Source organism: Brevibacterium sp. SIMBA_078, assembly GCF_046534565.1.
In the GTDB taxonomy this organism is placed as follows: Bacteria; Actinomycetota; Actinomycetes; order Actinomycetales; family Brevibacteriaceae; genus Brevibacterium.
Map to the genome: position 1 here is coordinate 187,967 of NZ_JAWRYQ010000004.1, position 25,250 is coordinate 213,216.

The following is a 25,250-nucleotide window of genomic DNA, read 5'->3' on the forward strand; positions in this document are numbered from 1 at the left end:
TCTGGGGGCATGAAGGAAAGTCCCCAAGATGTCGTCACGGCACCTTATGGAACGTGGTCCTCACCTCTGGGCGCCGCCGAGGTGGCCGCCGGTGCCGCTCCGATCTTCGACGCCGCCTTCCGGGGAGACGAGATCTTCTATTCGACGAAGATCCCCGCTGAGAAAGCTCGCACCGGGCTCGTCCGCACGTCACTGTCGCGTCCGGGAGAGCGTGAGCAGGTCATTCCGACCGGCTTCAACATCCGCTCCGCCGTCCACGAATACGGGGGAGCCTCGTGGGCTCTCGACCAGAACAGCGAGGTCATCTACTTCGTCAACGCCGCAGATCAGCGCGTCTGGCAGATCATTCCCGGGCGAGCCCCACATGCCCTGACCCCGGACACCTCGGGGCGGATCCGCTACGGAGATCTGCACATGAGCCCGTGGGGACTGCTGTGCGTGCGCGAGGACTGCCGGTCCACCCGTCGTGAACGCGCCATCGTGCTGCTGACCAAGCACGGAACGACGAATGTGCTCTCGACCCATTCTCATTTCATGGCCTGGCCCAGGCTCTCACCCGACGGCAGCACCTTGGCATTCATCGGCTGGGAACACCCGAACATGCCCTGGGACGGAACCACCCTGTGGCTGGTCGATGTGCGCACCCCGGCCACCCCTGCGGTCGGAGTGCTCAGCGGCGACGGCGTCGAACGACCACGCAGATCCGATCCGGGACTGCCGAGCCCGACCGATCCGGGCATCTCCCTGCTCCAGCCGGAATTCACCTCGGATTCCTCTCTCCACGTCATCTCCGACCATCACGGTCACTGGTCGTTATACGGTCTCGACATCGACCCCGTCACCGCGCGACCCCTGGTCACCGACGACCGGCAGGCACCGGCGCCCGAAAAGATCGGATTCGACCGCCTGCGACCGGTCATCGACACCGGCGAGGAGATCGGCGGCGCCCTCTGGCAGCTGGGCACAAGGTGGCACCTCAATGACGGAGAAGAGGTGTGGGCCCACTCGCAGGCGGCCACCGCATCCCTCGTGCGCCGCCGGCTCAGCCCTTCCGACACGACCTGGGAGACCATCGATACGACCGGGGAGACCTTCGGCACGATCGAACTCCTCGACCTCGGGCGCACCCACCTGCTGTTGACGGCGAAGTCGACGAGGCGCCCCGGAGTCCTCTACGCAGTCGACCGGGTGACCGGCCTGTTCACCGAGATCGCCAGCGAACGCCTCGACACCCACCAGGGCTATTACTCCCGCCCGCAGGTCGGCGAGCTCGGGGGAGTGCCCGTCGTCATCCACCCGCCCCACAACCCGCGCTTCGCCGCTCCCGTCGACGAACTCCCGCCCTTCGTGGTCTCGATCCACGGCGGACCGACGGGACAGGCGACTCCGGAGATGACGGCCCGCACGAGCTTCTTCACCTCCCAGGGCATCGGCGTCCTCGAGGTCAACTACGGCGGGTCGACCGGATTCGGTCGCGCCTGGCGTGACCGGCTGCGCGGCGGGTGGGGAGTCGTCGACGTCGAGGACACCGTCGCCGCCGTCAACGGACTCATCGCAGCCGAACTCGCCGATCCGAATCGCATCGCCATCTCCGGAGCCTCCTCGGGCGGGTGGACGGTGCTGTCCGCCCTGGCCTCGACGAACGTGTTCGCGTGCGGCACCTCGTATTTCGGGGTCACCGACCTCATGCGCTTCGTCGTCGACACCCACGACTTCGAGTCCCACTACATCGACGGTCTCGTCGGACCCTGGCCCGCCGCCCAGGACGAATACATCACCCGGTCGCCGATCCGTCGGACCAGCGATATCAAGGTGCCCGTGGCCGTCATGCAAGGCGACCGCGACCCGATTGTGCCACCCTCACAGGCCCAGGAATTCGTCGATACACTCGAACTGGCCGGAGTGGAGTACATTTACCGTCTGTACAAGGGCGAATCCCACGGCTTCGTCCGCGCCGAGACCATCATCGATTCCCTGGAAAGCGAGTTCGGATTCTATGTCGACGTCTTCGGAATCCCCCGCGCCCACCAGCATGGCTGACCGAGTTCTGCCCGCCGCCACGACCACGGGAATCTGGCTGCCCGGAGTCCGCGATCCGCGCCGCGGCTATATCGCGACAAGTCCGGTCCGGGAGGCTGCGGCCTCTGGCTTCGATCTCCTCGCCGACCAGCTTCCGCCGGTGCCCCTGACCGCGCATCAGTCCGAGGGCCGATGGGGTGCCGACGCCATCGGTCGCGCCGTCGGTCTGCTCACCGAACTCCACGTCGACCGCACCTCCTACGGATGGCGGCTGACCGCCTCGGCGGGCAAAGACGAACGACTCGAGGACTCGGCCCTCATCGAAGCCTTCGACGCGATCGCCGAATACGGGGCGTCCCGTCCCGGGCAGGTCCAGATCAGCCTGCCGGGACCGTGGACGCTCGTGACCGCGCTGAGCCTGAGCTCCGGCGCCCGCGTGCTCGGCGATTATGGGGCCCGCCGCGACGTCGTCCAGGCCTACGCCTTCGGCATCGCCGCCCTCACCGACCGCATCGCGGGCCTGGGCATGCAGCCGACCGTCCGCCTCGTCGAATCCCGCCTGAACCCGGTCCTCACCGGCACCTGGCCGACCGTGTCCGGGTGGGCGAGCCTGCCCGCCATCAGCGAAACCCAGGTGTGGGCGGCGCTCGAATCCACGCTGCGCCACCTCCCGCCCACCGTGCTGGCCCTGCCGGATCTCGATTCTCTGCACCTGCAGGGCAAAGAGATTCCCGCCGCCGAGGCGGTCCGCCGCACCGGCGCCCGATCCGTGTCAGTGCCGTTGGCTAGCCTGAAACCACACAGCTGGGAACAGCTGGCGATCCTCGCCGAGGCGGGGCTCGGCACCTGGATCCACCTGCCAGCGGCGGCCGGTGGGCGATCGGACGCGGTCAACCAGTGGTGCGAGCGGATCCGCACCCCGTGGTCGCGCATCGGCATGGGGGTCGCGAGCCTGCGCGAATTCGGGATCATCGCCGGCCCCGAACTGCCGATGACCTACCCGCCGCTGCTGGAGGACCAGCAGGGGATCGGACCCGAGCACAATCGGGGAACCATGACCATCGCCGCCGGTCTGCGGCGGGCTCTTGAGGAGATCGAATGACCACGACACCGGACAATGCCGACTCATCGACGCCCGAGCACCAGACCTCGGATTCGACCACACCCGACCTGCAGGGAGTCGACCTCACCGACGCGACCGCTCGCGCTCAGGCCCATGCCCAGCTGACCGAGAGGATCGAGGAGCTGCGGGCCGCCTACTATCAGGACTCCCTGCTCGTCTCCGACGCGGAGTACGACGAACTCGTCCACCGCCTCGAAGACCTCGAGGCGCAGTTCCCCGAACTCGTCACCGATTCCTCACCGACGCAGACCGTCGGCGGAGTCGTCGACACCTCGACCTTCGACCCGGTAGAACACATCGGTCCGATGTACAGCCTCGACAACGTCTTCGACTATGACGAACTGCGAGCCTGGTACGAACGGGTACGGTCGGCCACCTCGGTGAAGTCGAAGTTCCTGTGCGAACTCAAGATCGACGGCCTCGCCGTCAATCTGCTCTACCGGAACGGCGAACTCGTGCGGGCGGCGACCCGCGGCGACGGACGCATCGGTGAGGACATCACCGCGAACGTGCGGACCATCTCTGATATCCCGCACCGCCTCGACACCGAGCACCCGCCGGCCGAGGTCGAGATCCGCGGTGAGGTGTTCTTCCCCGTCGAGGACTTCGCCGAACTCAACGCCTCCCTCGTCGCCGAGGGCAAGGCTCCGTTCGCGAATCCGCGGAACTCCGCGGCCGGTTCGCTGCGGCAGAAGGACCCGGCCGTCACGGCACGTAGGCCCCTGCATATGCTCGTCCACGGAATCGCCGTGTGGACGCCGGCCGATGATTCGCATCCTGAACCGGCCCACCAGTCCGAGGTCTACGAGCAGTTCCGGTCCTGGGGTCTGCCGATCAGCGACTATTTCAAGGTCCTCGACACCGTCGACGAGATCGAGGACTTCATCTCCTACTACGGCGAACACCGTCACGATGTCACCCACGAGATCGACGGAATCGTCATCAAGATCGACGATATCGCCGTGCAGGAAACGTTGGGCTATACCTCTCGCGCACCGAGGTGGGCGACGGCCTTCAAATACCCGCCCGAGGAGGTCACGACGAAGCTCATCGACATCCAGGTGCAGGTGGGTCGGACCGGGCGAGTGACCCCATTCGCCGTGATGGAGCCGGTCACCGTGGCCGGATCGACCGTCGAGCGGGCGACCCTGCACAACGGGTACGAGGTCAAACGCAAGGGTGTGCTCATCGGCGACACCGTCACCTTGCGCAAGGCCGGTGACGTCATCCCCGAGGTGCTCGGCCCGGTTGCGGCGCTGCGGGACGGATCCGAACACGAATTCGTCATGCCCACCCACTGTCCGTCCTGCGGGACCGAGCTCGGTGAGCAGAAGGAGGGCGACAAGGATCTGCGGTGTCCGAATTCTCGGTCGTGCCCGGCGCAGCTGGCCAACCGCATCTTCTACCTCGCCTCTCGCGCGGCCTTCGACATCGAAGCTCTCGGCGAGGAGGCCGCGTTGGCGCTGACGGCGCCGGCCGAACCGGACACGCCCCCGCTGACCTCGGAGGCCTTCCTCTTCGACCTCACCCCGGAGGATCTGGCGGAGGTCAAGATCTGGCGGAACAAGAAGTCCAAGGGAGTGGAGACCGGTGAGCGTGAGCTTGTGCCGTACTTCTACACCCGGGGAACCGCGAAGAAGCCGAGCGCCCCGAGCGCGAACACGAAGAAGCTCTTCGACGAGCTGGAGAAGGCGAAGGATCAGGATCTGTGGCGGGTGCTCGTCGCCTTGTCGATCCGCCATGTCGGGCCGACCGCGGCACGGACCCTGGCCGCGAAGTTCCGCACCCTTGAGGCCATCCGTGAGGCAAGCCTCGAGGAGTTGTCGGCCGTCGAGAGCATCGGTCCGACGATCGCGCAGAGCATCCGCGATTGGTTCGAGATCGATTGGCACGTCGAGATCGTCGAGACCTGGTCGGCCGCAGGGGTGCGGATGGAAGACGACGAGGTCGAAGCCGCCGCGCAGACCCTCGAGGGACTGACGATTGTGGCAACCGGTTCGCTGAGCTCGTTCACCCGCGATGGCATCAAGGAGGCGATCCTCGGTGCCGGCGGCAAGGCAGCGGGATCGGTCTCGAAGAAGACCGACTATGTCGTCGCCGGTGAGAACGCCGGATCGAAGCTGGAGAAGGCGGAGTCGCTGGGCGTGCCCGTCCTCGACGAGGACCAGTTCAGGGTTCTGCTGGAGACCGGCAGCCTCGACTGAGGTGTGCCCGGGCCCCGTGCCCGGTTCCTAGCGGTTCGCTGCCGGAGGGAATACATTCCGGTTCGGGGAGGTTCCATGGTGCGGCTGTGATTCGTTCGTGACCGAACTCGAAGTCGGGGTTCAGACTCAGCCAAGCTCAGAGACAGCTTCGAGTGGAAGAGTGTGGGACATGAGATGGATCCCCAAAGTCCTCGCCGGTACATGCGTGGTCGTTGCCGCGGCCCTGACCGCAGTGCCGGTGACGGCCGGCCTGGCTGACCTGGTTCTCAACCCGGGACCGAACAGTACGAAACGCAATGCCCAGCCGGCACTGACCTCGATGCGCACTCCGGCTGCTCCGGTCACCGCGCGAACCGAAGAGTCGGCGACCGCGTTCGTTGGCGACTCGACGAACGACCACGAGGCCATCGAAGGCACCATCGTCGACGATCCTGCAGTCGGCGCCTCGTTCACCGGCACCGAACTCGTCGCGGCCACCGCGGCCGACGCCCGGACCCGCATCGCCGATCTCGCCGCCGACCTTCAGGCCGGAGTCTCAGCCGGCGAGTTCACCCAGGCCGACGCCGACCGCGTCGTGGCCGACATGGCCGGATACATCCACGGCACCCGCACCTGGCCCGAACGCCCCTCCGCCTAGTAATTGCTACCTGACGGCGGCCCAGCAACCTCGCGCGAGGTTGCTGGGCCGCCGTCAGGTAGTTCTGGGGGAAGGTCACAGCGCAACGGCGGGGGCGGGTCCGCTGAAGAGACTAGACTGGTGGCGAGTGAAAACGACGATGAAAGGCAGGGAATGACGGAGTCTTCCGCAATCACCCCCGAACAGGTGGAGCATCTGGCTTCACTGTCTCGGATCGCCATGAGCGACGATGAGCTGAAATCGCTCGCCGGTGATCTGAGCACAATTCTGGGAAACGTCGCCAGGGTCAACGAAGTGGCCGACGACGATGTGCCCGCAACCAGCCATCCCATCCCGCTGACGAACGTCATGCGCCCCGACGTCGTGGGCGAGACGCTCTCCAGCGAACAGGCGCTGGCCTCGGCCCCGGCCGCCGAGGACGACAAGTTCCTCGTTCCGCAGATCCTCGGGGAGGAGTGAGATGACCGAACTGACGAACAAGTCCGCCCTCGAACTCGCCGCAGGACTGAAGTCCGGCGAGTTCTCCTCCGTCGACGTCACGCAGGCGCACCTCGACCGCATCTCTGCCACCGAGGATGACTTCAACTCCTTCATCACCGTCACCGACGAACTTGCCCTGGAGACCGCGAAAGCCGTCGACGCCAAGCGCTCCGCCGGTGAGGACCTCCACACGCTGGCCGGTGTGCCCGTGGCCCTGAAGGACCTCGTCGTCACCGAAGGCACGCGTACGACCGCCGGGTCGAAGATGCTCGAGAACTGGGTTCCGCCCTACGAATCGACCGTGCACAACAAAGTCAAGGCCGCCGGACTGCCGGTGCTCGGCAAGACCAACCTCGACGAATTCGCCATGGGTTCGACGACCGAGCACTCGGCCTTCGGCAACACCCGCAATCCCTGGAACCTCGACCACGTGCCCGGAGGATCGTCGGGAGGCGCGGCCGCAGCGCTGGCCGGATTCCAGGCCCCGCTGTCCGTGGGCACCGACACCGGCGGATCCGTCCGCCAGCCCGCCGCGTTCACCGGCACCGTCGGCGTCAAGCCGACCTACGGGTCGATCTCGCGCTTCGGCATCATCGCCATGGCCTCGAGCCTCGACCAGGTCGGACCGATGGGCCGAAACGTCGCCGACGCCGCAGCCCTGCACGAGCTGCTGGCCGGACACGATCCGCTCGACTCGACCTCGCTGCCCGATGAGGTCGGCGGATTCCTGAGCGCCGCCCAGACCAGCGAGCTCAAGGGCAAGAAGCTCGGTGTCATCAAGCAGCTGGCCGGTGAGGGATACCAGGACGGAGTCCGCACCGCGTTCACGGCAGCGCTGGAAACCGCTGCCGCTGCCGGAGCCGAGATCGTCGAGGTCGACTGCCCGTCGATCTCCTACGCCCTCGACGCCTACTACCTCATCATGCCCTCCGAGGTGTCTTCGAACCTCGCCCGCTATGACGGCATGCGCTACGGCCTGCGCGTCGAACCGGAATCCGGTCCCGTCACCGCCGAGACCGTCATGTCGGCCACTCGTGCCGCAGGCTTCGGATCGGAGGTCAAGCGCCGCATCATCCTCGGCACCTACGCTCTGTCGGCCGGCTACTACGATGCCTACTACGGTTCGGCGCAGAAGATCCGCACCCTGGTCCAGAACGACTTCGCGAAGGCGTTCGCCGCCTGCGACGTCCTCGTGTCCCCGACGACCCCGACGACCGCACTGAAATTCGGTGCGGAGAAGGCCGCCGACCCGATGGCCCTCTACCTCGGTGACGTGGCGACGATCCCGGCGAACCTCGCCGGCATTCCCGGACTGTCCCTGCCTGCGGGCCTGGCCGATGGTCTGCCCGTCGGCTTCCAGATCTTGGCTCCGGCCCGTGAGGACATCAAACTCTACGAGGTGGCCGGACCCTTGGAGGCCGCACTCGAATCCGCCGGCGGACGCGTGCTCGACACTCTCGCGGAAGGACTGAACGCCAAGTGAAATACGAAGACGCGATCAAGAAATACGATCCGGTCATCGGCATCGAGGTCCACGTCGAACTCGGCACCGCGACCAAGATGTTCGACGCCGCCCCCAACACCTTCGGCGGGGGACCGAACACGAACGTGACCCCCACTTCCCTCGGCCTGCCCGGGTCCCTGCCCGTGGTCAACGAGAAGGGGGTGGAGTACGCGATCAAGATCGGTCTGGCCCTCGGCTGCGAGATCGCCGAGACCTGCCGGTTCGCCCGCAAGAACTACTTCTACCCGGACGTGCCCAAGGATTTCCAGACCAGCCAGTCCGATGAGCCGATCGCGGCCGAAGGACAGGTCGAGGTCGAGCTCGAAGACGGCACCATCGTGACCGTCCCCGTCGAGCGCGCCCATATGGAGGAAGACGCCGGCAAGAACACCCACGTGGGAGGCGCCACCGGCCGCATCCAGGGTGCCGACCATTCCCTCGTCGACTACAACCGAGCCGGTGTGCCGCTCGTGGAGATCGTCACCCACCCGATCACCGGGACAGGGGAACGGGCCGCCGAGGTGGCCGCCGCCTATGTGCGGACCCTGAGGGACATCTTCCGCGCCCTTGACGTCTCCGAGGCCCGCATGGAACAGGGCAACGTCCGCGCCGACGTCAACGTGTCCCTGCGGGAGAGCCCCGAGGCACCGCTGGGCACCCGCACGGAGACGAAGAACGTCAACTCCTTCCGCTCGATCGAACGCGCAGTGCGCTTCGAGATCGCCCGCCAGGCGACTCTCCTCGAAGCGGGGGAGAAGGTCGTCCAGGAGACCCGTCACTTCCACGAGGAGACCGGGGAGACCTCCTCGGGGCGTCCGAAGTCCGACGCCGACGACTACCGCTACTTCCCCGAGCCGGACCTCGTCCCGCTGCAGCCGTCCCGCGAATGGGTCGATCAGCTGCGGGCGAGTCTGCCCGAGCTGCCGGCGCAGAAGCGCCGCCGCCTCCTCGGGGAATGGAAGTTCTCCGACCTGGAGATGCGCGACATCGTCAACGCCGGACTGCTCGAAGCCATCGAGGACACCGTCACCGCCGGTGCGAAGCCGGCCGCGGCACGCAAGTGGTGGACCGGTGAGGTCGCCCGCCTGGCCAACCAGGAGGACAAGCACCCCACCGAGATCGTCACACCTGCCCAGGTGGCAGGACTCGTCGAGCTCATCAACGAGGGCAAGCTCAACGACAAGCTGGCCAAGGATGTGCTCACCGGAGTCTCAGCCGGCGAAGGCGAGCCCGCCGAGGTGATGAAGGCCCGCGACCTCGAAATCGTCGAGGACACCGGTGCACTCGAAGCCGCCGTCGAGGAGGCCATCGCGGCCAACCCCGACGTGGTCGAGAAGATCAAGGGCGGAAAGATGCAGGCCATCGGCGCGCTCATGGGTCCGATCATGAAGGCCACCCGCGGACAGGCCGATGCCGGAAAGGCCAAGGACCTCATCCTCGCGAAGATCAACGGCTGAGTACAGGTCCGCACTGATCCTGGTCGATGCCGGCGCCTGATGGTGCCGAGCAGGACTCAGGATTGATCCAGCCACACCCTCTAGACTGTGCGTCCAAGGGAACCGACCGGTTTCCCGAGCACAGCGGAGGGTGTGGCTGTTCGCATTCCCCGCAACCGATGGCCCGCAGGGACAGGGCCGAGTGCGTGACCCACACGCGTGGAGGTGAAGCGGTGTCTGAGTGGAAATCGCTGTGGAAGAGCGAATGCGGGAAGTCCGCACCGATCTATCGGGTGCTCGTGCCCGACAGCGTCAACGAGGCGGTGCTGCGTGCCTGGAGCGCCCGCGGATACCGCTACACGGCCGGGGCTCCGAGCGCGATCATGCTCACCGGTGGGATGAGCCGGAACTTCTTCCGCTCCAGCGTCCTGTTCAAGGGCGGCACTGCCGCCGGTACCGCCGTGACCGCGGGATTCGCGGCGCCCGGGGGACTGGCTCTGGTCTCGGGTTTCGCCGATGCCGCACTGACCTTCGGCGGAATGGGTGCGGCCACGGCATTGGGCACCGGAATCTTCGCCGCGGTCACGGGCCCCAAATACCTGCGTGATCCGAAGCGTCTGAGCCGCAAGAATCGGCGCAAGGTCTCAGGCGCCCAGTGGGTGACTCCGGCCAGTCTCGGCTATCTGCCAGGGCGCAAGGAAGGCCGGGACACCGACGAGCAGCGTCTGTTCCATCTCGCTGTCACAATCGCCCGCAAGATCGTGCGCACCCGTGCCTGGACACATCCGATACTCAAAGACCACGTCTCCCGCGTCGACCTGGACCATGCTGTGGCCTCCATCGGAGTGCGATTGCAGGAACTCGTCAGCCTGCGCGAGGAGATCGAAGGCATCCGCGATGCGGGAACCGCGAAGTCGGTGGAGACCTATCTGTCGAAGCTGGCCGTCGCCTTCTCGTCGATGGCGCGCCGCGTGGAGTCGATGCACGAATACTATGAGCGGCTGCTCGAACTCGATCAGCAGCTGATGCTGCTGCACAACTCCGAACGCTCCCGCGAGCTCGGCGATCGGGTGCTCGATGTGCTGTCTCGCACCGCGGCCGATGATTCCGCCGATTGGCAGTTCAGGGAGCTGCGCATCGATGCGGATTCGCAGTCGTCGATCATCTCCGGGCTCGTCGCCGAACTCGACCAGACCGCCGATGACTTCGACGACTTCGACTCCCGCCTGGCTGCGGCTCAGAAGTCCGTGGACGAACTCGAAGCCTGAGCTCGGCCCTGGCTCAGTGACCGAAGGGGTCGGGGTCGACTCCCGGCATCCATGACAGGCCCGGCTGATCAAAGCCGTGAGCCTGCTGGGCCTTCTTCCACTTCTTCGACCACCGCTTGTCGAGACGGTCGACGTAGAGGGTTCCCTGCAGGTGGTCGTATTCGTGCTGCATGATGCGGGCGAACCAGCCGTCAGCGCTCAGGGTCACCGGTTCGCCTTTCTCATCGAAGCCGTTGACGGTGACTCGGTCGGCACGTTTGAGGGGGAAATCGAGACTCGGAACCGACAGGCATCCCTCGGTCTCATCGTCAGGATCGGGACGGGTGTCGGGAACCTTCGAGGCGATGAGCACGGGATTGACGAAGGTTCCGCGACGACGCACCCCATAGTCATCGTCGGCGTTGAACACGAAGATGGACTTGCCGACACCGATCTGCGGTGCGGCCAGTCCGACACCGTTGCTGGCGTCGAGCGTCTCGTGCATGTCTGCGACGAGTTCGGCAAGGTCCTCGTCGAACTCGGTGATCTTCTCGGCACGACGATGCAGAACGGGCTCGCCATAGACGACGATGGGATGAATAGCCATGAGGACAATCGTATCGGTCACCTGAGACCGTCTCAGACTCCGCCCGATCGCAGCGCTCGGGCGCGATCTCGGGGGAGGGCCGCCTCGGTGATCGTGTCCACCGATTGCTCAGCGGTTGATCGCATCCCGCGCTCAAGCGGGTGGATGGATATGCGGCTATCTCGCGTATGTGATAGGTGTCGCCATAAAGTTTCGCCCCCAGCGAACACAGATTGTTGAGCAACATATCTGGGAACACGTTCAGGGTCGGCGTGGTTATGATGAGGGCAAGCCGTCTCGGACCACGAGATGCAAGCTGTCGCTCCACCCGTTCAGGTGCACGTCCGCCGAACGGCGAGTGGCCGCCGACGGCGGTGCACAAAGAATCGTGAAAGGACTTACTTTGACCATCTTCAACAATGTCTCCGAACTCGTCGGCCGCACGCCGCTGGTCCGCATCAACAAGGCCAGTGACCGGTCGGGCGCCGAGATCGTGGCGAAGCTCGAATCCTCGAACCCCGGCAACTCCGTCAAGGACCGCATCGGCGTGGCGATGATCGACGCAGCCGAGAAATCCGGCGAACTCAAGCCCGGCGGAACCATCGTCGAGGCGACTTCGGGCAATACCGGCATCGCGCTGGCCATGGTCGGCACCTCCCGCGGCTACAAGGTCAAGCTGACGATGCCCGAGTCGATGTCGAAGGAACGTCGCGCTCTGCTGCGCGCATTCGGAGCCGAACTGGTCCTCACCGACAAGGCCGAAGGTATGAAGGGGGCAGTGGCTAAGGCTGAAGAGCTTGCTTCCGACGGCGCCGTCCTCGTGCGCCAGTTCGAGAACCAGGCCAACGCCGAGATCCACAAGGCCACCACCGGTCCAGAGATCCTCGCCGACACCGACGGCAAGGTCGACATCTTCGTCTCCGGCATCGGCACGGGCGGAACCATCACCGGCGCGGGAGCCGCGCTGCGTGAGGCCAACCCGGATGTGAAGATCATCGCCGTCGAGCCCGCCGCTTCGCCGCTGCTGACCGAAGGCACGGCCGGACCGCACGCGATCCAGGGCCTCGGCGCGAACTTCGTGCCCAAGTTGCTCAACACCGATATCTACGACGAAGTCGTCGATGTCGACAACGACGACGCCTTCGAGCGGGCTCGCGCCGTCGCTCTCGAAGAGGGCCTGCTCGTCGGCATCTCCTCCGGCGCCGCACTCTTCGCTGCCGAGAAGGTCGCGTCTCGACCGGAGAACACCGGCAAGCGCGTCGTCGTCATCATCCCCAGCTACGGCGAGCGGTATCTGTCGACTCCGCTGTTTGCCGAGTACATGGACTGACTCCATGGCAGCGGCACGAGGGCGTCAGACTTCGGTTTGGCGCCCTCGCTGTCTGCAGAGTCCGATTTCGGACAGCTGCGGGAATTCTTCCGACCGGATCCGACTTGCACTAGACAGACCAGGACGAATGAGCAGGGGGAGTCAACGATGAAGGCACTGTGGGCAGCGGCCGCAGCGGCTGCGGGTGCGGCCGCCTATGGGCTGAGCCGACCCGGTGTGCGCGAGACGCTGAGAGAAGACCTCGAGACGGTGAAGCGACGCGATCCGGCGGCGCGCAATGATTTCGTCTCCCTGGTCTCCTACCCCGGGATGCATGCCATCTGGGCGCACCGCGGACTCCACCGGCTGTGGCAGCATGACGTCGGAAAGGTTCCGGCGCGACTGATGTCCCAGCTCGTGCGGACGCTGACCGGAGTGGAGATCCACCCGGGGGCTCGGATCGGGCGGCGCTTCTTCATCGACCATGCCAACGGAGTCGTCATCGGCGAGACGTCGGAAGTCGGCGACGATGTCATGCTCTATCACCAGGTCACCCTCGGCGGTACCTCGATGGCGCAGACGAAGCGTCACCCGACGATCGGCAATCACGTGCTCGTCGGAGCCGGCGCGAAGATCCTCGGCCCGGTCGTCGTCGGCGACAATTCTGCGGTCGGAGCCAACGCCGTCGTCGTCAAGGACGTCCCGGCCGACTCGAGTGCCGTGGGCATCCCCGCAACTGTGCGCTCGAAGAAGAAGGACGGCGCCGCCTCGGCGAAGGCAGGAGCTGAACCGTCGACGAAGCATCCGGACTTCGTCCTCGAGGACCCCGCCCTCTGGATCTGATCCGGCTCCTGCTGCCGGACTGAAAGCGGCTCCTGCCTACGGGCGGGAGCCGCTTTTCGTGCATTGTTGGGTCGATCCACGGTGAAAGTCGGGCGGGAATCACCGTGGATCGACCCAGCAATCGGCTGCTTGCGGCGATAGCGTGCTCGGGCCGTCCAGACGCCCGCTCAGGGGCCGGGAATACTTTCGCGAGCACGTCTGTTAAGATTTCAACTAGTTACTTCAAAATTGAAGTTAGTCCGATCAGCAGGGCGGCCGCGAGAACCGCAGAAGCCCAGATGCAGGAGGCGTCATGGAATTCGGAATCTTCACCATCGGCGATGTCACCACCGACCCCACCGACGGCACCACCGTCAGCGAGAACCAGCGGATCAAGAACACCGTCGAGATCGCCAAAAAGGCTGAGGAGGTCGGACTCGACGTCTTCGCCACCGGGCAGCACCACAACCCGCCCTTCGTGGCTCCGGCGAACCCGCCGGTCCTGCTGGCCAACATCGCCGCACAGACGGAGAAGCTCGAACTCTCCACGGCGACCACGCTCATCACCACAACTGATCCCGTGCGCATCGCCGAGGACTACTCGTACGCGCAGCACCTCTCCGATGGTCGCATCAGCCTGATCATGGGCCGCGGCAACACCGGCCCCGTCTACCCGTGGTTCGGCAAGGACATCCGTGCCGGCATCCCGCTGGCCGTGGAGAACTACAACCTGCTCTACCGTCTGTGGCGTGAGAAGAACCTCGACTGGGAAGGCAAGTTCCGTACGCCGCTCAACGGCTTCACCGTCACCCCGACCCCACTGGACGAAGTGCCGCCGTTCGTCTGGCACGGATCGATCCGCAGCCCCGAGATCGCCGAACAGGCCGCCTACTACGGCGACGGGTTCTTCCACAACAACATCTTCTGGCCGACCTCGCACACCGCGCGGATGGTTCAGCTCTACCGCCAGCGCTACGAATACTACGGCCATGGCAAGGCCAGTCAGGCGATCGTCGGCCTCGGCGGTCAGGTGTTCATGCGCAAGAACTCCCAGGACGCCGTCCGCGAGTTCCGTCCCTACTTCGACAACGCCCCGGTCTACGGCCACGGGCCCAGCCTCGAGGACTTCTCGACGCAGACTCCGCTGACCGTCGGCTCGCCGCAGCAGGTCATCGAGCGCACCCTGAGCTTCCGCGACTGGGCCGGGGACTACCAGCGCCAGCTCTTCCTCATCGACCATGCGGGACTGCCGCAGAAGACGGTGCTCGAACAGCTCGACCTCCTCGGCGAAGAGGTCATCCCCGTCCTCCGCGAGGAGTTCGCGGAGGGCCGCCCGGCCGATGTCCCCGACGCCCCGACCCACGAATCCCTCGTCATCCGGCATCGTGAAGGCCGTGACCCGATCCCCGGCGGCGGAGAAGGATCGCGGGCCTACGAAGACCGCCAGGCCCGCGCCGCCGAAGCCGCCCAGAATGCGACACCGGAAGGAGCCGACCGCTCATGAGCACGAACACGATGACCATCGTGGCCGTGACCACCTCGCTGAGCGAGGACTCGACCACGCTCAAGCTCACGAACCGGGTCCTCGGCCAGGCCGCCTCGGCGGGGGAATCGGTGGGCATCGACGTGACCACGGACGTCATCAACGTCCGCGACCTCGCCACTGCGCTCACGGATATGACCCTGACCGGGTTCCGCTCCGAAGCGCTGGAGTCGGCCTTCGCGACCATCGCCGCCGCCGATGCGATCGTCACTGTCGCACCGGTGTACAAGGCCGCCCCCGTCGGACTGCACACCCTGTTCTGGCAGCTTATCGACGACAAGACGCTGAGCCGCAAACCCGTGCTCATCGCCTCCACCGGCGGCACCGCCCGCCATTCGCTGGCCGGGGACGCGGTGCTGCGGCCGATGCTGTCCTACCTCAAGGGCGTCGTCGTGCCCACCACGGTGTTCGCCGCGACCGACGACTGGGGGACCGTCGAAGGCGGCCGCGCGCTGACCGCCCGCATCCGCCAGGCGGGGGAGGAGCTCGTGTCCCTGACCGCAACCATCATCGGGGCCGGAAATGACGACCTCGCCGAGGTGGCCGATCCCGATCTGCGCGGACGTGCAGGAGCGGGTGCGACCCGGGGCGCCTCCTCGGCGAATCGCGGAATCGTCGACGAATTCGACCCCGCGAACGTCACCCCGTTCGCACAGCTGCTCGAGGGCTGAAATGACGGAGATCAGATTCGGGCTCGGAAGGGAGACGCTGGCGCAGAATGCGTGGCGGACCTATTTCGAGACTTCGCAGCGCCTCCGTCAGGCCCTCGAAGTCCAGCTCAAGGACGACGCGGGGCTCGACGTCAGCGACTACAACACTCTGCTCCTGCTGTGGGAAGCCCCAGAGCGGACGCTGACGATGAGCGCCCTGGCGAAGAAGCTCGTCTTCTCGCCGTCGCGGCTGAACTATCGGATCAAGGTCCTCGTCGACGCGGGGCTGGTGACGAAGACCCAGTGTCGCGATGACGGGCGTGCCCACAATGTGGCGCTGACCGAGGCGGGGGCGCGGGCATTCCTGTCCGCCGGGTCCCAGCACAAGAGCTACGTCGACGAGATCTTCTTCGACCATGTCAGCGATGCCGAACTCGAGGTGCTCGAGGCCGTGTTCACGCGGATCGGGAAAGCACTGCCCGAGTGATGTGGCGAGCGCTGCCTGAGTGGCGAGGCCCGTCATCTCAGAGTGACGAAGCCCTCGGCACCGGGCAGGGGCGCGTGCCACAATGAGGGCATGTCCATCACCACAATCGCCTTCCCGAACTCCGAGCTCCGCAACCGAGTGATCGCTCGGATCCCCGCTCACCAGCGTGCGAACGTCGACCTCGTCGTCTTCTCCGATGCCGAACGGTCGGCCAAGCTCAGCCGGGACGATGTCGACGTCGTCGTCCTGCCGTACATGGATTCCGGGCCGACGATCGAGCTGCTCGACGAGCTGCCGAACCTGCGCCTCGTCATCACGCAGACGACCGGATTCGACCCCGTCGCCCACCTGCCCGAACGCGGAATCCAGGTGGCGACCGCCTCCGGCGTGCACACCGGAGGCACCGCCGAGCTCGCCCTGGCGCTGACCCTGGCCAGTCTGCGCGGAATCGACGACGCCGTGCGCTCGCAGGTCTCGCGGGTATGGGAGCACCAGCGCCACCGCTCGCTGCAGGACCGGCGGGTGATGATCATCGGCGTCGGCGAGATCGGCTCGGCCATCGCCGATCGCTTCGACCCCTTCGAAGTCCAGCTCACCCGAGTCGCCTCGACCGCACGTGAGGACGAGCGCGGGAAGATCCACGGCGTCGATGAGCTGCCGGAGCTTCTGCCCCACACCGAGGTGGTCGTGCTCATCACCCCGCTCAACGAGGGCACGAACCGCCTCGTCGATGAGAAGTTCCTCAGCCTGCTTCCCGACAATGCGCTCATCGTCAATGTCGCGCGCGGCAAGGTCGTCGACACGGACGCGCTTGTGGCGGAGCTCGCCACGGGTCGGCTCCATGCCGCTCTCGACGTCACTGACCCGGAGCCGCTGCCGCGCAACCACGCGCTGTGGGGCACCCCGAACACTTTCATCACACCCCATGTCGGAGGCGACACCTCGGCGTTCGAACCACGGGTCGTGAAGATCCTCGCCGAGCAGGTCAGGCGGATCAACGACGGCGAGCAGCCGGTCAATCTCATCAAGGCCTGAGACGCCGTGAGCGGGGGCCCTAGGCGCTGGCAATAGGTCACGCAAATCTGATCTAAGCAGGGCCGGACCACCGCCTCGCAGGCGGACTCTCGCATGGTTCCCAGAAGAGGTTCCACCATGCGAGAGTCCGGCGTGCGGATGCTGAAATCGGGCGTAGCATGCCTGCATGAGCATCGATACAGACAACACCACTCCCGACATCAAACCCCGTTCTCGCGATGTCACGGACGGCCTCGAGGCCACCGCCGCACGCGGCATGCTGCGCGCCGTCGGCATGGGCGACGATGACTGGGTGAAGCCGCAGGTCGCGATCGCGACCTCGTGGAATGAGATCACCCCCTGCAACATGTCGCTGCAGCGTCTCGGTTCGGCCGCCAAGGAAGGCGTCCACGAGGCCGGTGGCTTCCCCCTGGAATTCGGCACCATCTCCGTCTCGGACGGGATCTCGATGGGCCACGAGGGAATGCACTACTCGCTGGTCTCCCGTGAGGTCATCACCGACTCCGTGGAGACCGTGATGAGCGCCGAGCGACTCGACGGCTCCGTGCTCATGGCCGGCTGCGACAAGTCGATCCCCGGAATGCTCATGGCCTCCGCCCGCCTCGGGCTCTCGAGCGTCTTCCTCTACAACGGTTCGATCATGCCCGGAACCGCGAAGATGGAGGACGGCTCGGAGAGGGAAGTCACCCTCATCGACGCCTTCGAAGCCGTCGGTGCCTGCCGTGCGGGCACCATGTCCCAGAAGGACGTCGACGCCATCGAGCGCGCCGTCTGCCCCGGTGAGGGTGCCTGCGGCGGAATGTACACCGCGAACACGATGGCTTCGGCCGCCGAGGCCATGGGTATGTCGCTGCCGGGTTCGGCCGCACCGCCGGCCATCCACCGCAACCGCACGATGTTCGCCCGCAAGTCGGGTGAGGCAGTCGTTAACATGCTGCGCCAGGGCATCACCACGAAGGACATCATCACCCGCGAATCGCTGCACAACGCGATCGCTGTGGTCATGGCCTTCGGCGGTTCGACGAACGCGGTCCTCCACCTGCTGGCCATCGCCCACGAGGCCGGAGTGGAGCTCGATCTCGATGACTTCAACCGCATCGGCGACAAGGTTCCGCACCTGGGCAACGTCAAGCCCTTCGGCCAGTACGTGATGAACGACGTCTTCAAGATCGGCGGCGTACCCGTGATCATGAAGGCCCTCCTCGACGCCGGTCTGCTCAACGGCGACTGCCTGACCGTGACCGGCAAGACCGTGGCCGAGAACCTCGAGTCGATCAACCCGCCGGACCCGGACGGGAAGATCCTGCGCGCGCTCAACAACCCGATCCACGCCACCGGCGGTCTCACCGTGCTGCAGGGATCGCTGGCTCCCGAAGGCGCGGTCGTGAAGTCTGCGGGCTTCGACGCCGATGTCTTCGAAGGCACCGCTCGCGTCTTCGACCAGGAGCAGCCGGCCATGGACGCCGTGCTCAACGGAGAACTGAAGAAGGGCGACGTCGTCGTCATCCGCTACGAAGGACCCAAGGGCGGACCCGGAATGCGCGAGATGCTCGCGATCACCGGCGCCATCAAGGGCGCGGGCATCGGCAAGGACGTCCTGCTGCTCACCGACGGTCGCTTCTCCGGCGGTTCGACCGGTCTGTGCATCGGCCACATCGCCCCCGAGGCAGTCGACGGCGGTCCGATCGCGCTCGTCGAGGACGGGGATAAGATCACCGTCGACATCGCGGCTCGTTCGATCGAACTCCACGTCGACGAAGAGGTGCTGGCCGAGCGTCGCAAGTCCTGGACGCTGCCCGAGAACCACCGTCTCACCGGTGTGCTCGGCAAGTACGCAAAGCTCGTGCAGTCGGCGTCGAAGGGCGCGGTCTGCTTCTGATCCACCTCAAGGTCCGTTGCTGATTCCGCTCACCCTCGGGTGACACTCAGCGATACGGGCCGGTTCCACCATCGCCGAGGCGGTGCAGACATCACGTCTGCACCGCCTCGGCGATCGGCTCTAGGATGTAGGTCACACGACTTCAGGAGAGGAACACAATGCGCATCGTCGTTCTTGATGACTATCAGCAGGTGGCAGGCAAGTTCGCGGACTGGAGCGGTCTCGATGCCGAGGTCGAGTTCATCGATCGTCCCATCGTCGACGACGATGACCTGGTGCAGGTCCTCTCCGGCGCCGAGGTGGTTGTGGCGATACGGGAGCGAACCGCCTTCACCGCCGGTCGGCTGGAACGGCTGCCGGACTTGCGTCTGCTCGTGACCACGGGACGGGTCAACGCCTCCATCGACGTGGAGGCGGCGCGTGCGAAGGGGATCGTGGTCTGCGGAACCGAGTCGACCACCTCGGCGACACCCGAGCTGACCTGGGGACTCATCCTCTCCGTCCTGCGCAGCATCCCGGCCGAGGACGCCGCTGTCCGAGGCGGGGGCTGGCAGTCGACCGTCGGGGGAGACCTCGATGGGCACCGCCTCGGCGTGGTCGGTCTGGGACGACTGGGAACGAAGGTCGCACGGGTCGGTGCGGCGTTCGGCATGGAGGTCGTGGCGTGGAGCCAGAACCTCGACGCCGAGCGCGCACAGGGCCTGGGCGCGCGCGCCGTGAGCAAGGACGAACTGTTCTCCACCGCCGACGTGGTGACGATCCACTACAAGCTGAGCGAACGCAGCCGAGGACTCGTCGGAGCTACGGAACTCGAGGCGATGAAGCCAGGCAGCATCCTCGTCAACACCTCCCGCGCGGGACTCGTCGACACCGATGCACTCATCACGGTGCTGGAAGCCGGCGGGATCCGCGGCGCGGGACTCGACGTCCACGACGAAGAACCGCTGCCGGTCGAACATCGACTGCGCAGCACACCGCGCACCGTGCTCACACCGCATCTGGGCTACGTCACCGAAGATACCTACCGAATCTTCTTCACGCAGGCTGTCGAGGACATCGCCGCCTGGATTTCGGGAGAGCCGATCCGCGTGATCGGCTGAGTCGTGGGCAGGCGAACCCGAAGGATCCCTGGTTCGCGATGCTCACGCAGTCGGGAGATCAGCCAGAGCATCCGCTGCCGCGACGGCGACCGACTCGGCTGCCTTCTCCAGCCCCTGGCGGACCTCGCTCGAGACGGCAAGGGCATCATCGGCGGGTCTGATCCGACCGTGCTCCATCACCGTCGGCAGGGTGATGAAGCTGTCGGCGACCGATTCGATCCCTCCGGTCCAGACGCACGCAGGGTGGGGCGTCCCCGCCGACATGCTGCCGATATCGGCGACGACTCCGCGTGGCGTCGTCCACCCGCTGCTGCGCCCCGGCTTGAGCGCCGACCAGCGAGCGAACCAGCCGAGGATGTCCTCCTGAACCAGGCGACGCTGCTCGGCATCGAGTTCGTACGGGGCGCCGTCGACCGTGATGTTGTCCCACAGGGGCACCTGACCATCACCGTGCTCCCCGAGGACTAGCCCTCCGACGCGCGCCCCCGACACGCCCAAGACCCTTCCGATGGCGGCCCGGAGCCGGATGCTGTCGTTGACGCTGTACCCGACGATCCGGTCAGGCGTCACCGAGGAGGTCCGCCGCAATGCCTCGCAGAGGATGTCGACGGGGTTCGACAGGAGCATGACGATGCCCTCCGCGCCCGCCAGCCGTTCAATGCTCGGGGTGATCTTGCGCAGCAGCTGGAGATTGTCACGGAGGAAGTCTCTCCGGTCCCCGTCGGGGGTCTCTGGGGCAGAGGCCGCCACGATGACGAGATCGACCTCGTCGGGCGCGGTCTCCTCTCCGACCGCCAGCCGGGCTCGGTCGGTGCCCGCGAGGATCTGCGCCTCGGAGATATCAATGGCGTGTGCCTGCAGGACATTCTCACGGAGATCGGTGAGGCAGATGGTGTCCGCGGCGTCGGAGAGCGCCAGCCCTTCGACTACGCCGGCACCGATGAGGCCGGCGGCTCCGATGACGGTGACCGTCCTCGGCCACGTCGAGGTCTCTGCGTCGGCGGTTGCGTGTGTGGTCATCACTTTTCCTTTCATAACCGGTTGAGGTGGTGGGCCGTTTCAGGCGCCTGCCTTGTCGAGGTCGATGCCGCGAGGCTCCCTGACGGTGGAGACGACGATGAGCGAAATCAGACACAGCGCCGTGATGTAGGCGCCAATGGCGACGGAGCTGCCGGTTTCGGCCACGAGCATCTCGGCGATCATCGGAGCGAAGGCGCCGCCGACGACCGCACCGATCGCGTATCCGAGAGAGACTCCCGAGTAGCGGATGCTCGTGGGGAACATCTCCGCGAAGAGCGCTGCCTGCGGGCCGAACGACAGGCCGAGAGCGAGGCTGAGCAAAATCAGCGCCACAGCGAACCACAGCAGGCTGCGGGTCTCGATGAGCAGGCACATCGGCACCGACCAGAGAAGGAGCACGGCGTAGCCGATCTGGTAGGTGCGGACACGACCGATGCGGTCGGAAACGATGCCGCCGGTCATCGTGAAGGCCAGCCAGAAGACTGCGGCGACGGTGCTGATGAGCAGGAGCGGTGCTTGTTCCATGCCCAGATGCTTCGTGCCGTAGGAGACGAAGAAGGCGATGAGAAGGTAGCCGGCGGCGTTGTTCGCGACGAAGATCAGGGATGCTCGAATGACCTGCCACAGATGATGGCGCAGGAGCACTGTCATCGGAGCATGAGAATCGTTCTTCCTCTCCTGCATTCTGCGGAACATCGGGCTTTCCTCGACCGAACGGCGGATGAAGAAGCCGACTGCGACGAGTACGACCGACAGGAGGAAGGGAATGCGCCACCCCCATGCCAGGAACGCCTCGGGGCTGAGAACTGTGGTGGTGACGAACATGACTGCGGTTGCGAGAACCATGCCCAGGGGAGTGCCGATCTGGGGGTAGGCGCCGAAGAATCCGCGACGTTGAGCCGGGGCGTGTTCGACGGCCATGAGCGCTGCTCCGCCCCATTCGCCTCCAGCGGAGAACCCCTGGAGCACGCGGAGGAAGACGAGTAGCAAAGGAGCCCAGACGCCCCACGTCGCATAGGTCGGCAGCAGTCCGATGAGAGCGGTGGCCCCGCCCATGAGGATGAGCGACAGCACCAGCATCGTCTTACGGCCGAGGCGATCGCCGAGGTGTCCGGCGACTGCGGCGCCGAGGGGGCGGAAGAGGAAGCTGATTCCCAAAGACGCCCATGAGACGATCTGGGCCAGCGCCGAACTCTCGGCGCCCAGCGGTTTGAAGTACAGATCCGCGAAGATCAGTCCGGCGGCTTGGGCGTAGATGAAGAAGTCGTACCACTCGATGGTGGTGCCGATGAGCGTGCCGGCGGCGACCTTGCGCTGCTGGCTCTTCGTCGACGCCTCGGTTGTGAGTGGTGCATGGGTGGTGGACATAGGGGCTCCTCATTGATCCGGCAGACCGACCATTGACCAGGTGCTGCGTTTGCAGGACAGTGCACTGGTCGTGACAACCGACTCTAGAAGCCATGACCACATAGGGCCACTAGATTCTCTTGCTAATGGATATAGAAGGCATCAATGGTGCGGGTGGGACCGGTCATGCCGCTCCGGTCGCCGCCGTCTCGGCGACGAGGTCCATGAACCATTGGGTCGCCGGCAGCAGCAGGTCCGCGGGCTGTGAGTACAGAGAGACGTCGAACGACGGGACGGAGACAGGCAGTTCCCGAATATCGAAATCCCAGTCCGCGGCGAAGGTCTGTGCCACATGCATCGGAATGATGGCGACGAGGTTGCCCAGCGGAAGAACTTGGGGAAGCACGGAGAAATGGGGAACCCTCAGGACGACCCGGCGGTCGATGCCATGCGCGGAGATGGCCGCTTCGACTTGGTCGTGTCCGGCGGCCTGGTCGACGACGACGTGTCGTGCGTTCGTGAACTCCTCCAGGCTCATTTCTTCACCCGTTCCTCCGGCGCCGCCGGGCATCGCGCAGACATACCGGTCGCCGGCGATCAGCTCTCGCTTCTCCAGGCCGGGCAGATCGATGCTGGCGACTGCGGCATCCACCTGACCACGGCGCATCCATTCGCGGACGTCGTTGATGTGCATCGGCACGATCTCCAGCGCGGCGTGCGGGGCCTCGGACGCCATGCGTGCGCTGATGGCGGGGAGGAAGGTGAGCTCGCCGAGGTCGGAGAGGCAGAGCCGGAATGCCTTTTCTGTCGTTGATGGATCGAAATCGTCATCGACGGCTGCGTCGATCTCGGACACCGCTCGGGCAAAGACCATATAGAGCTCCTCGGCGCGCACCGTGGGTTCGACGCCGCTGGCAGTGCGCACGAACAGTCGATCGCCCAGCTGCTTCCTCAGCCGAGAGAGGGCGTAGCTCACCGATGGCTGGGTGACGCAGAGCTCGTGGGCCGCTCTCGTGAGATTCCGTGTCTCGAAGATCGCGTTGAACGTCCGCAGAAGTGTCAGATCTATACTGGCCATGCAGGATTATAAACACAGTCTATACGCGGATGTGGACATTCTATTGGCCGAATTCCGGAGGGCGGCATAGTCTCGAAGCATCCGCTGCATCACGTCTGCCTCGGAGGCCAGCCCGCCACGGACTGGTCGTCTTCGACACCTGCTTCAGAGAGTTCGCCATGTCCATAGATACCACAACGTCCGTACCCGACACCTCAGCATCGGCCGCCGAGGTCATCGAACGCCTTCAGGGCGGAACCTTCATCGGCGGTCGCTGGCGCGACGGATCCTCCGACCGCCCGGTCCGAGTGACTGCGGCCTTCGACGGACAGGAGCTGCGCAGCTTCAACGGTGCCGACGCCGCCGACCTCGACGAAGCGTATGAGGCGGCCGCGGAGGCTCAGGTCGAGTGGGAAGCCCTTCCGGCCTCCGAACGCGCTGCCGTGATCTCCCGCGCCGCCGACGTCCTCGAACGGCGCCGAGACGAGATCGCCGCTCTGCTGCGCATCGAAGCCGGAGCCTCGGCGCTCAAGGCCGACATCGAGATCTCCTCGGCCATCGGCATCACCCGCGAAGCCGCGACGTTCCCAACGCGGGCTCACGGCACCCTCCACCCCTCGTCGTTCCCCGGCAAGGAGAACCGCGTCTACCGCCAGGCGCGCGGAGTCATCGGGGTGATTTCGCCGTGGAACTTCCCGCTGCATCTGTCCATCCGCACAGTCTCCCCGGCTCTGGCACTCGGCAACGCAGTCGTCGTAAAACCGGCCTCCGACACCCCGATCTCGGGTGGGCTCATCCTGGCCGAGGTGTTCGAAGAGGCCGGGCTGCCCGCCGGACTGCTGTCAGTCGTCCCCGGCTCGGGCGCCATCATCGGCGATCACTTCGTCGAACACCCGGTTCCCTCGATGATCTCCTTCACCGGGTCGACCCCGGTCGGTCAGCGCGTCGGAGCACTCGCGGCTCAGGGGCATCTCAAACACGTGGCGCTCGAACTCGGCGGCAACGCTCCGTTCGTCGTCCTCGATGACGCAGACATCGACGGTGCCGTCGACGGCGCCCTCATGGGCAAGTTCCTCAACCAGGGCCAGATCTGCATGGCGGTCAACCGCATCGTCGTCGACGCGTCGATCTACGATGACTTCGTCGAGCGCTTCGCCGCGCGGGCGGCACACCTCAACGCCGGCAACACCACCGATGAGAGTATCCTCGTCGGCCCGATCATCAACGATTCCCAGGCCGAAGAGGTCACCAACCTCATTCAGTCGGCCAAGGACCAAGGTGCACGGGAGGTCGTCGGCGGCCAGATCGACGGACGACTCATCGGCCCGCACGTGTTCGCCGATGTGACCATGGACATGGACATCGCCCGCAATGAAATCTTCGGTCCCGCCGTCGGAATCATCAAGGCCGACGACGAGGCACACGCTCTGCGCATCGCCAATGACACTGAATTCGGGCTGTCGTCCGCCGTCTTCACTCGCGACGTCGAGCGCGGTGTGCGCTTCGCCCGCGGTGTGCGGGCGGGAATGACGCACGTGAACGACTCGACGGTCAACGACGAGCCGCATGTCATGTTCGGCGGTGAGAAGAACTCGGGCATCGGCCGCTTCAACGGCGAGCAGGCGATCGAGGACTTCACCACGCTGCATTGGATCGGCGTCCGCTCGTCGATGGGCCCCGTGCCCTTCTGACCACATGCACTGGGAGGCGTCGGTGCGAGACCGCACCGACGCCTCCCCGAACTGAGCACACCCGACACGAACGA

21 protein-coding genes are annotated in these 25,250 nt (G+C 65.8%); 17 read left to right on the forward strand and 4 right to left on the reverse strand.

The window, feature by feature from the left end:
• The first annotated feature begins 9 nt into the window (after positions 1 to 9).
• The 8 genes from SB749_RS15720 to SB749_RS15755 all read left to right on the forward strand — a co-directional run bounded on the left by SB749_RS15720 (position 10) and on the right by SB749_RS15755 (position 10,671).
• On the forward strand, positions 10 to 2,040 hold the full coding sequence (locus SB749_RS15720) for a S9 family peptidase (protein WP_410711131.1): 2,031 nt from the start codon (positions 10 to 12) through the stop codon (positions 2,038 to 2,040).
• Positions 2,033 to 3,121, forward strand: a complete 1,089-nt coding sequence (locus SB749_RS15725; protein WP_410711132.1) for a hypothetical protein — start codon at positions 2,033 to 2,035, stop codon at positions 3,119 to 3,121. Before SB749_RS15720 ends, SB749_RS15725 begins: the two co-directional genes overlap by 8 nt.
• Positions 3,118 to 5,346 (forward strand): NAD-dependent DNA ligase LigA, encoded by a 2,229-nt coding sequence (gene ligA, locus SB749_RS15730; RefSeq protein ID WP_410711133.1) that lies wholly within the window; start codon positions 3,118 to 3,120, stop codon positions 5,344 to 5,346. Before SB749_RS15725 ends, ligA begins: the two co-directional genes overlap by 4 nt.
• Positions 5,347 to 5,515: 169 nt before the next feature.
• On the forward strand, positions 5,516 to 5,983 hold the full coding sequence (locus SB749_RS15735; protein WP_410711134.1) for a hypothetical protein: 468 nt from the start codon (positions 5,516 to 5,518) through the stop codon (positions 5,981 to 5,983).
• 153 nt (positions 5,984 to 6,136) lie between these two features.
• On the forward strand, positions 6,137 to 6,442 hold the full coding sequence (gene gatC, locus SB749_RS15740; protein WP_410711135.1) for an Asp-tRNA(Asn)/Glu-tRNA(Gln) amidotransferase subunit GatC: 306 nt from the start codon (positions 6,137 to 6,139) through the stop codon (positions 6,440 to 6,442).
• Between the two features lies 1 nt (position 6,443).
• Positions 6,444 to 7,946 (forward strand): Asp-tRNA(Asn)/Glu-tRNA(Gln) amidotransferase subunit GatA, encoded by a 1,503-nt coding sequence (gatA, locus tag SB749_RS15745; protein ID WP_410711136.1) that lies wholly within the window; start codon positions 6,444 to 6,446, stop codon positions 7,944 to 7,946.
• Positions 7,943 to 9,424 (forward strand): Asp-tRNA(Asn)/Glu-tRNA(Gln) amidotransferase subunit GatB, encoded by a 1,482-nt coding sequence (gene gatB, locus SB749_RS15750; protein WP_410711137.1) that lies wholly within the window; start codon positions 7,943 to 7,945, stop codon positions 9,422 to 9,424. The genes gatA and gatB overlap by 4 nt, the downstream gene beginning before the upstream one ends.
• A 212-nt stretch (positions 9,425 to 9,636) precedes the next feature.
• Positions 9,637 to 10,671 carry a hypothetical protein gene (locus SB749_RS15755; RefSeq protein WP_367647470.1) on the forward strand — a complete coding sequence of 345 codons (1,035 nt, stop codon included), beginning with the start codon at positions 9,637 to 9,639 and terminating at the stop codon, positions 10,669 to 10,671.
• A 13-nt stretch (positions 10,672 to 10,684) separates the two neighbouring features.
• Here the strand turns inward: SB749_RS15755 and def are convergent, their stop codons facing one another.
• Entirely contained in the window at positions 10,685 to 11,257 is a 573-nt protein-coding gene (gene def / locus SB749_RS15760; protein WP_172171172.1) for a peptide deformylase, read from the reverse strand.
• 382 nt (positions 11,258 to 11,639) lie between these two features.
• On the opposite strand from def, the gene cysK reads away from it, so the two are divergent.
• From cysK to SB749_RS15800, 8 genes are all read left to right on the forward strand, one after another.
• Positions 11,640 to 12,566: a cysteine synthase A gene (gene cysK / locus SB749_RS15765; protein WP_410711138.1), complete on the forward strand. Its 927-nt coding sequence runs from the start codon at positions 11,640 to 11,642 to the stop codon at positions 12,564 to 12,566.
• A 147-nt stretch (positions 12,567 to 12,713) separates the two neighbouring features.
• Positions 12,714 to 13,388, forward strand: coding sequence for a serine O-acetyltransferase EpsC (epsC, locus tag SB749_RS15770; RefSeq protein WP_410711139.1), 675 nt, complete (start codon positions 12,714 to 12,716; stop codon positions 13,386 to 13,388).
• Positions 13,389 to 13,680: 292 nt separating this feature from the next.
• The gene (locus SB749_RS15775) at positions 13,681 to 14,871 is read left to right on the forward strand and encodes an LLM class flavin-dependent oxidoreductase (RefSeq protein ID WP_410711140.1); all 1,191 of its coding nucleotides are present in this window, start codon (positions 13,681 to 13,683) and stop codon (positions 14,869 to 14,871) included.
• On the forward strand, positions 14,868 to 15,581 hold the full coding sequence (locus SB749_RS15780) for an NAD(P)H-dependent oxidoreductase (RefSeq protein ID WP_410711141.1): 714 nt from the start codon (positions 14,868 to 14,870) through the stop codon (positions 15,579 to 15,581). The genes SB749_RS15775 and SB749_RS15780 overlap by 4 nt, the downstream gene beginning before the upstream one ends.
• A 1-nt stretch (position 15,582) precedes the next feature.
• The gene (locus tag SB749_RS15785) at positions 15,583 to 16,047 is read left to right on the forward strand and encodes a MarR family winged helix-turn-helix transcriptional regulator (RefSeq protein ID WP_410711142.1); all 465 of its coding nucleotides are present in this window, start codon (positions 15,583 to 15,585) and stop codon (positions 16,045 to 16,047) included.
• Positions 16,048 to 16,137: 90 nt separating this feature from the next.
• Complete coding sequence (locus SB749_RS15790; RefSeq protein WP_410711143.1) at positions 16,138 to 17,082, forward strand: 2-hydroxyacid dehydrogenase; 945 nt, start codon at positions 16,138 to 16,140, stop codon at positions 17,080 to 17,082.
• 166 nt (positions 17,083 to 17,248) lie between these two features.
• Positions 17,249 to 18,961 carry a dihydroxy-acid dehydratase gene (gene ilvD, locus SB749_RS15795; protein ID WP_410711144.1) on the forward strand — a complete coding sequence of 571 codons (1,713 nt, stop codon included), beginning with the start codon at positions 17,249 to 17,251 and terminating at the stop codon, positions 18,959 to 18,961.
• Positions 18,962 to 19,119: 158 nt separating this feature from the next.
• Positions 19,120 to 20,061 carry a D-2-hydroxyacid dehydrogenase family protein gene (locus SB749_RS15800; RefSeq protein WP_410711145.1) on the forward strand — a complete coding sequence of 314 codons (942 nt, stop codon included), beginning with the start codon at positions 19,120 to 19,122 and terminating at the stop codon, positions 20,059 to 20,061.
• A gap of 42 nt (positions 20,062 to 20,103) precedes the next feature.
• Here the strand turns inward: SB749_RS15800 and SB749_RS15805 are convergent, their stop codons facing one another.
• From SB749_RS15805 to SB749_RS15815, 3 genes are all read right to left on the reverse strand, one after another.
• Positions 20,104 to 21,081, reverse strand: a complete 978-nt coding sequence (locus SB749_RS15805) for a lactate/malate family dehydrogenase (RefSeq protein ID WP_410711146.1) — start codon at positions 21,079 to 21,081, stop codon at positions 20,104 to 20,106.
• A gap of 39 nt (positions 21,082 to 21,120) precedes the next feature.
• Positions 21,121 to 22,449, reverse strand: a complete 1,329-nt coding sequence (locus SB749_RS15810) for an MFS transporter (RefSeq protein WP_410711147.1) — start codon at positions 22,447 to 22,449, stop codon at positions 21,121 to 21,123.
• 163 nt (positions 22,450 to 22,612) lie between these two features.
• Positions 22,613 to 23,506 carry a LysR family transcriptional regulator gene (locus tag SB749_RS15815; RefSeq protein WP_410711148.1) on the reverse strand — a complete coding sequence of 298 codons (894 nt, stop codon included), beginning with the start codon at positions 23,504 to 23,506 and terminating at the stop codon, positions 22,613 to 22,615.
• Between the two features lie 158 nt (positions 23,507 to 23,664).
• On the opposite strand from SB749_RS15815, the gene SB749_RS15820 reads away from it, so the two are divergent.
• Entirely contained in the window at positions 23,665 to 25,176 is a 1,512-nt protein-coding gene (locus SB749_RS15820) for an aldehyde dehydrogenase family protein (RefSeq protein ID WP_410711149.1), read from the forward strand.
• The last annotated feature ends 74 nt before the right edge of the window (positions 25,177 to 25,250 follow it).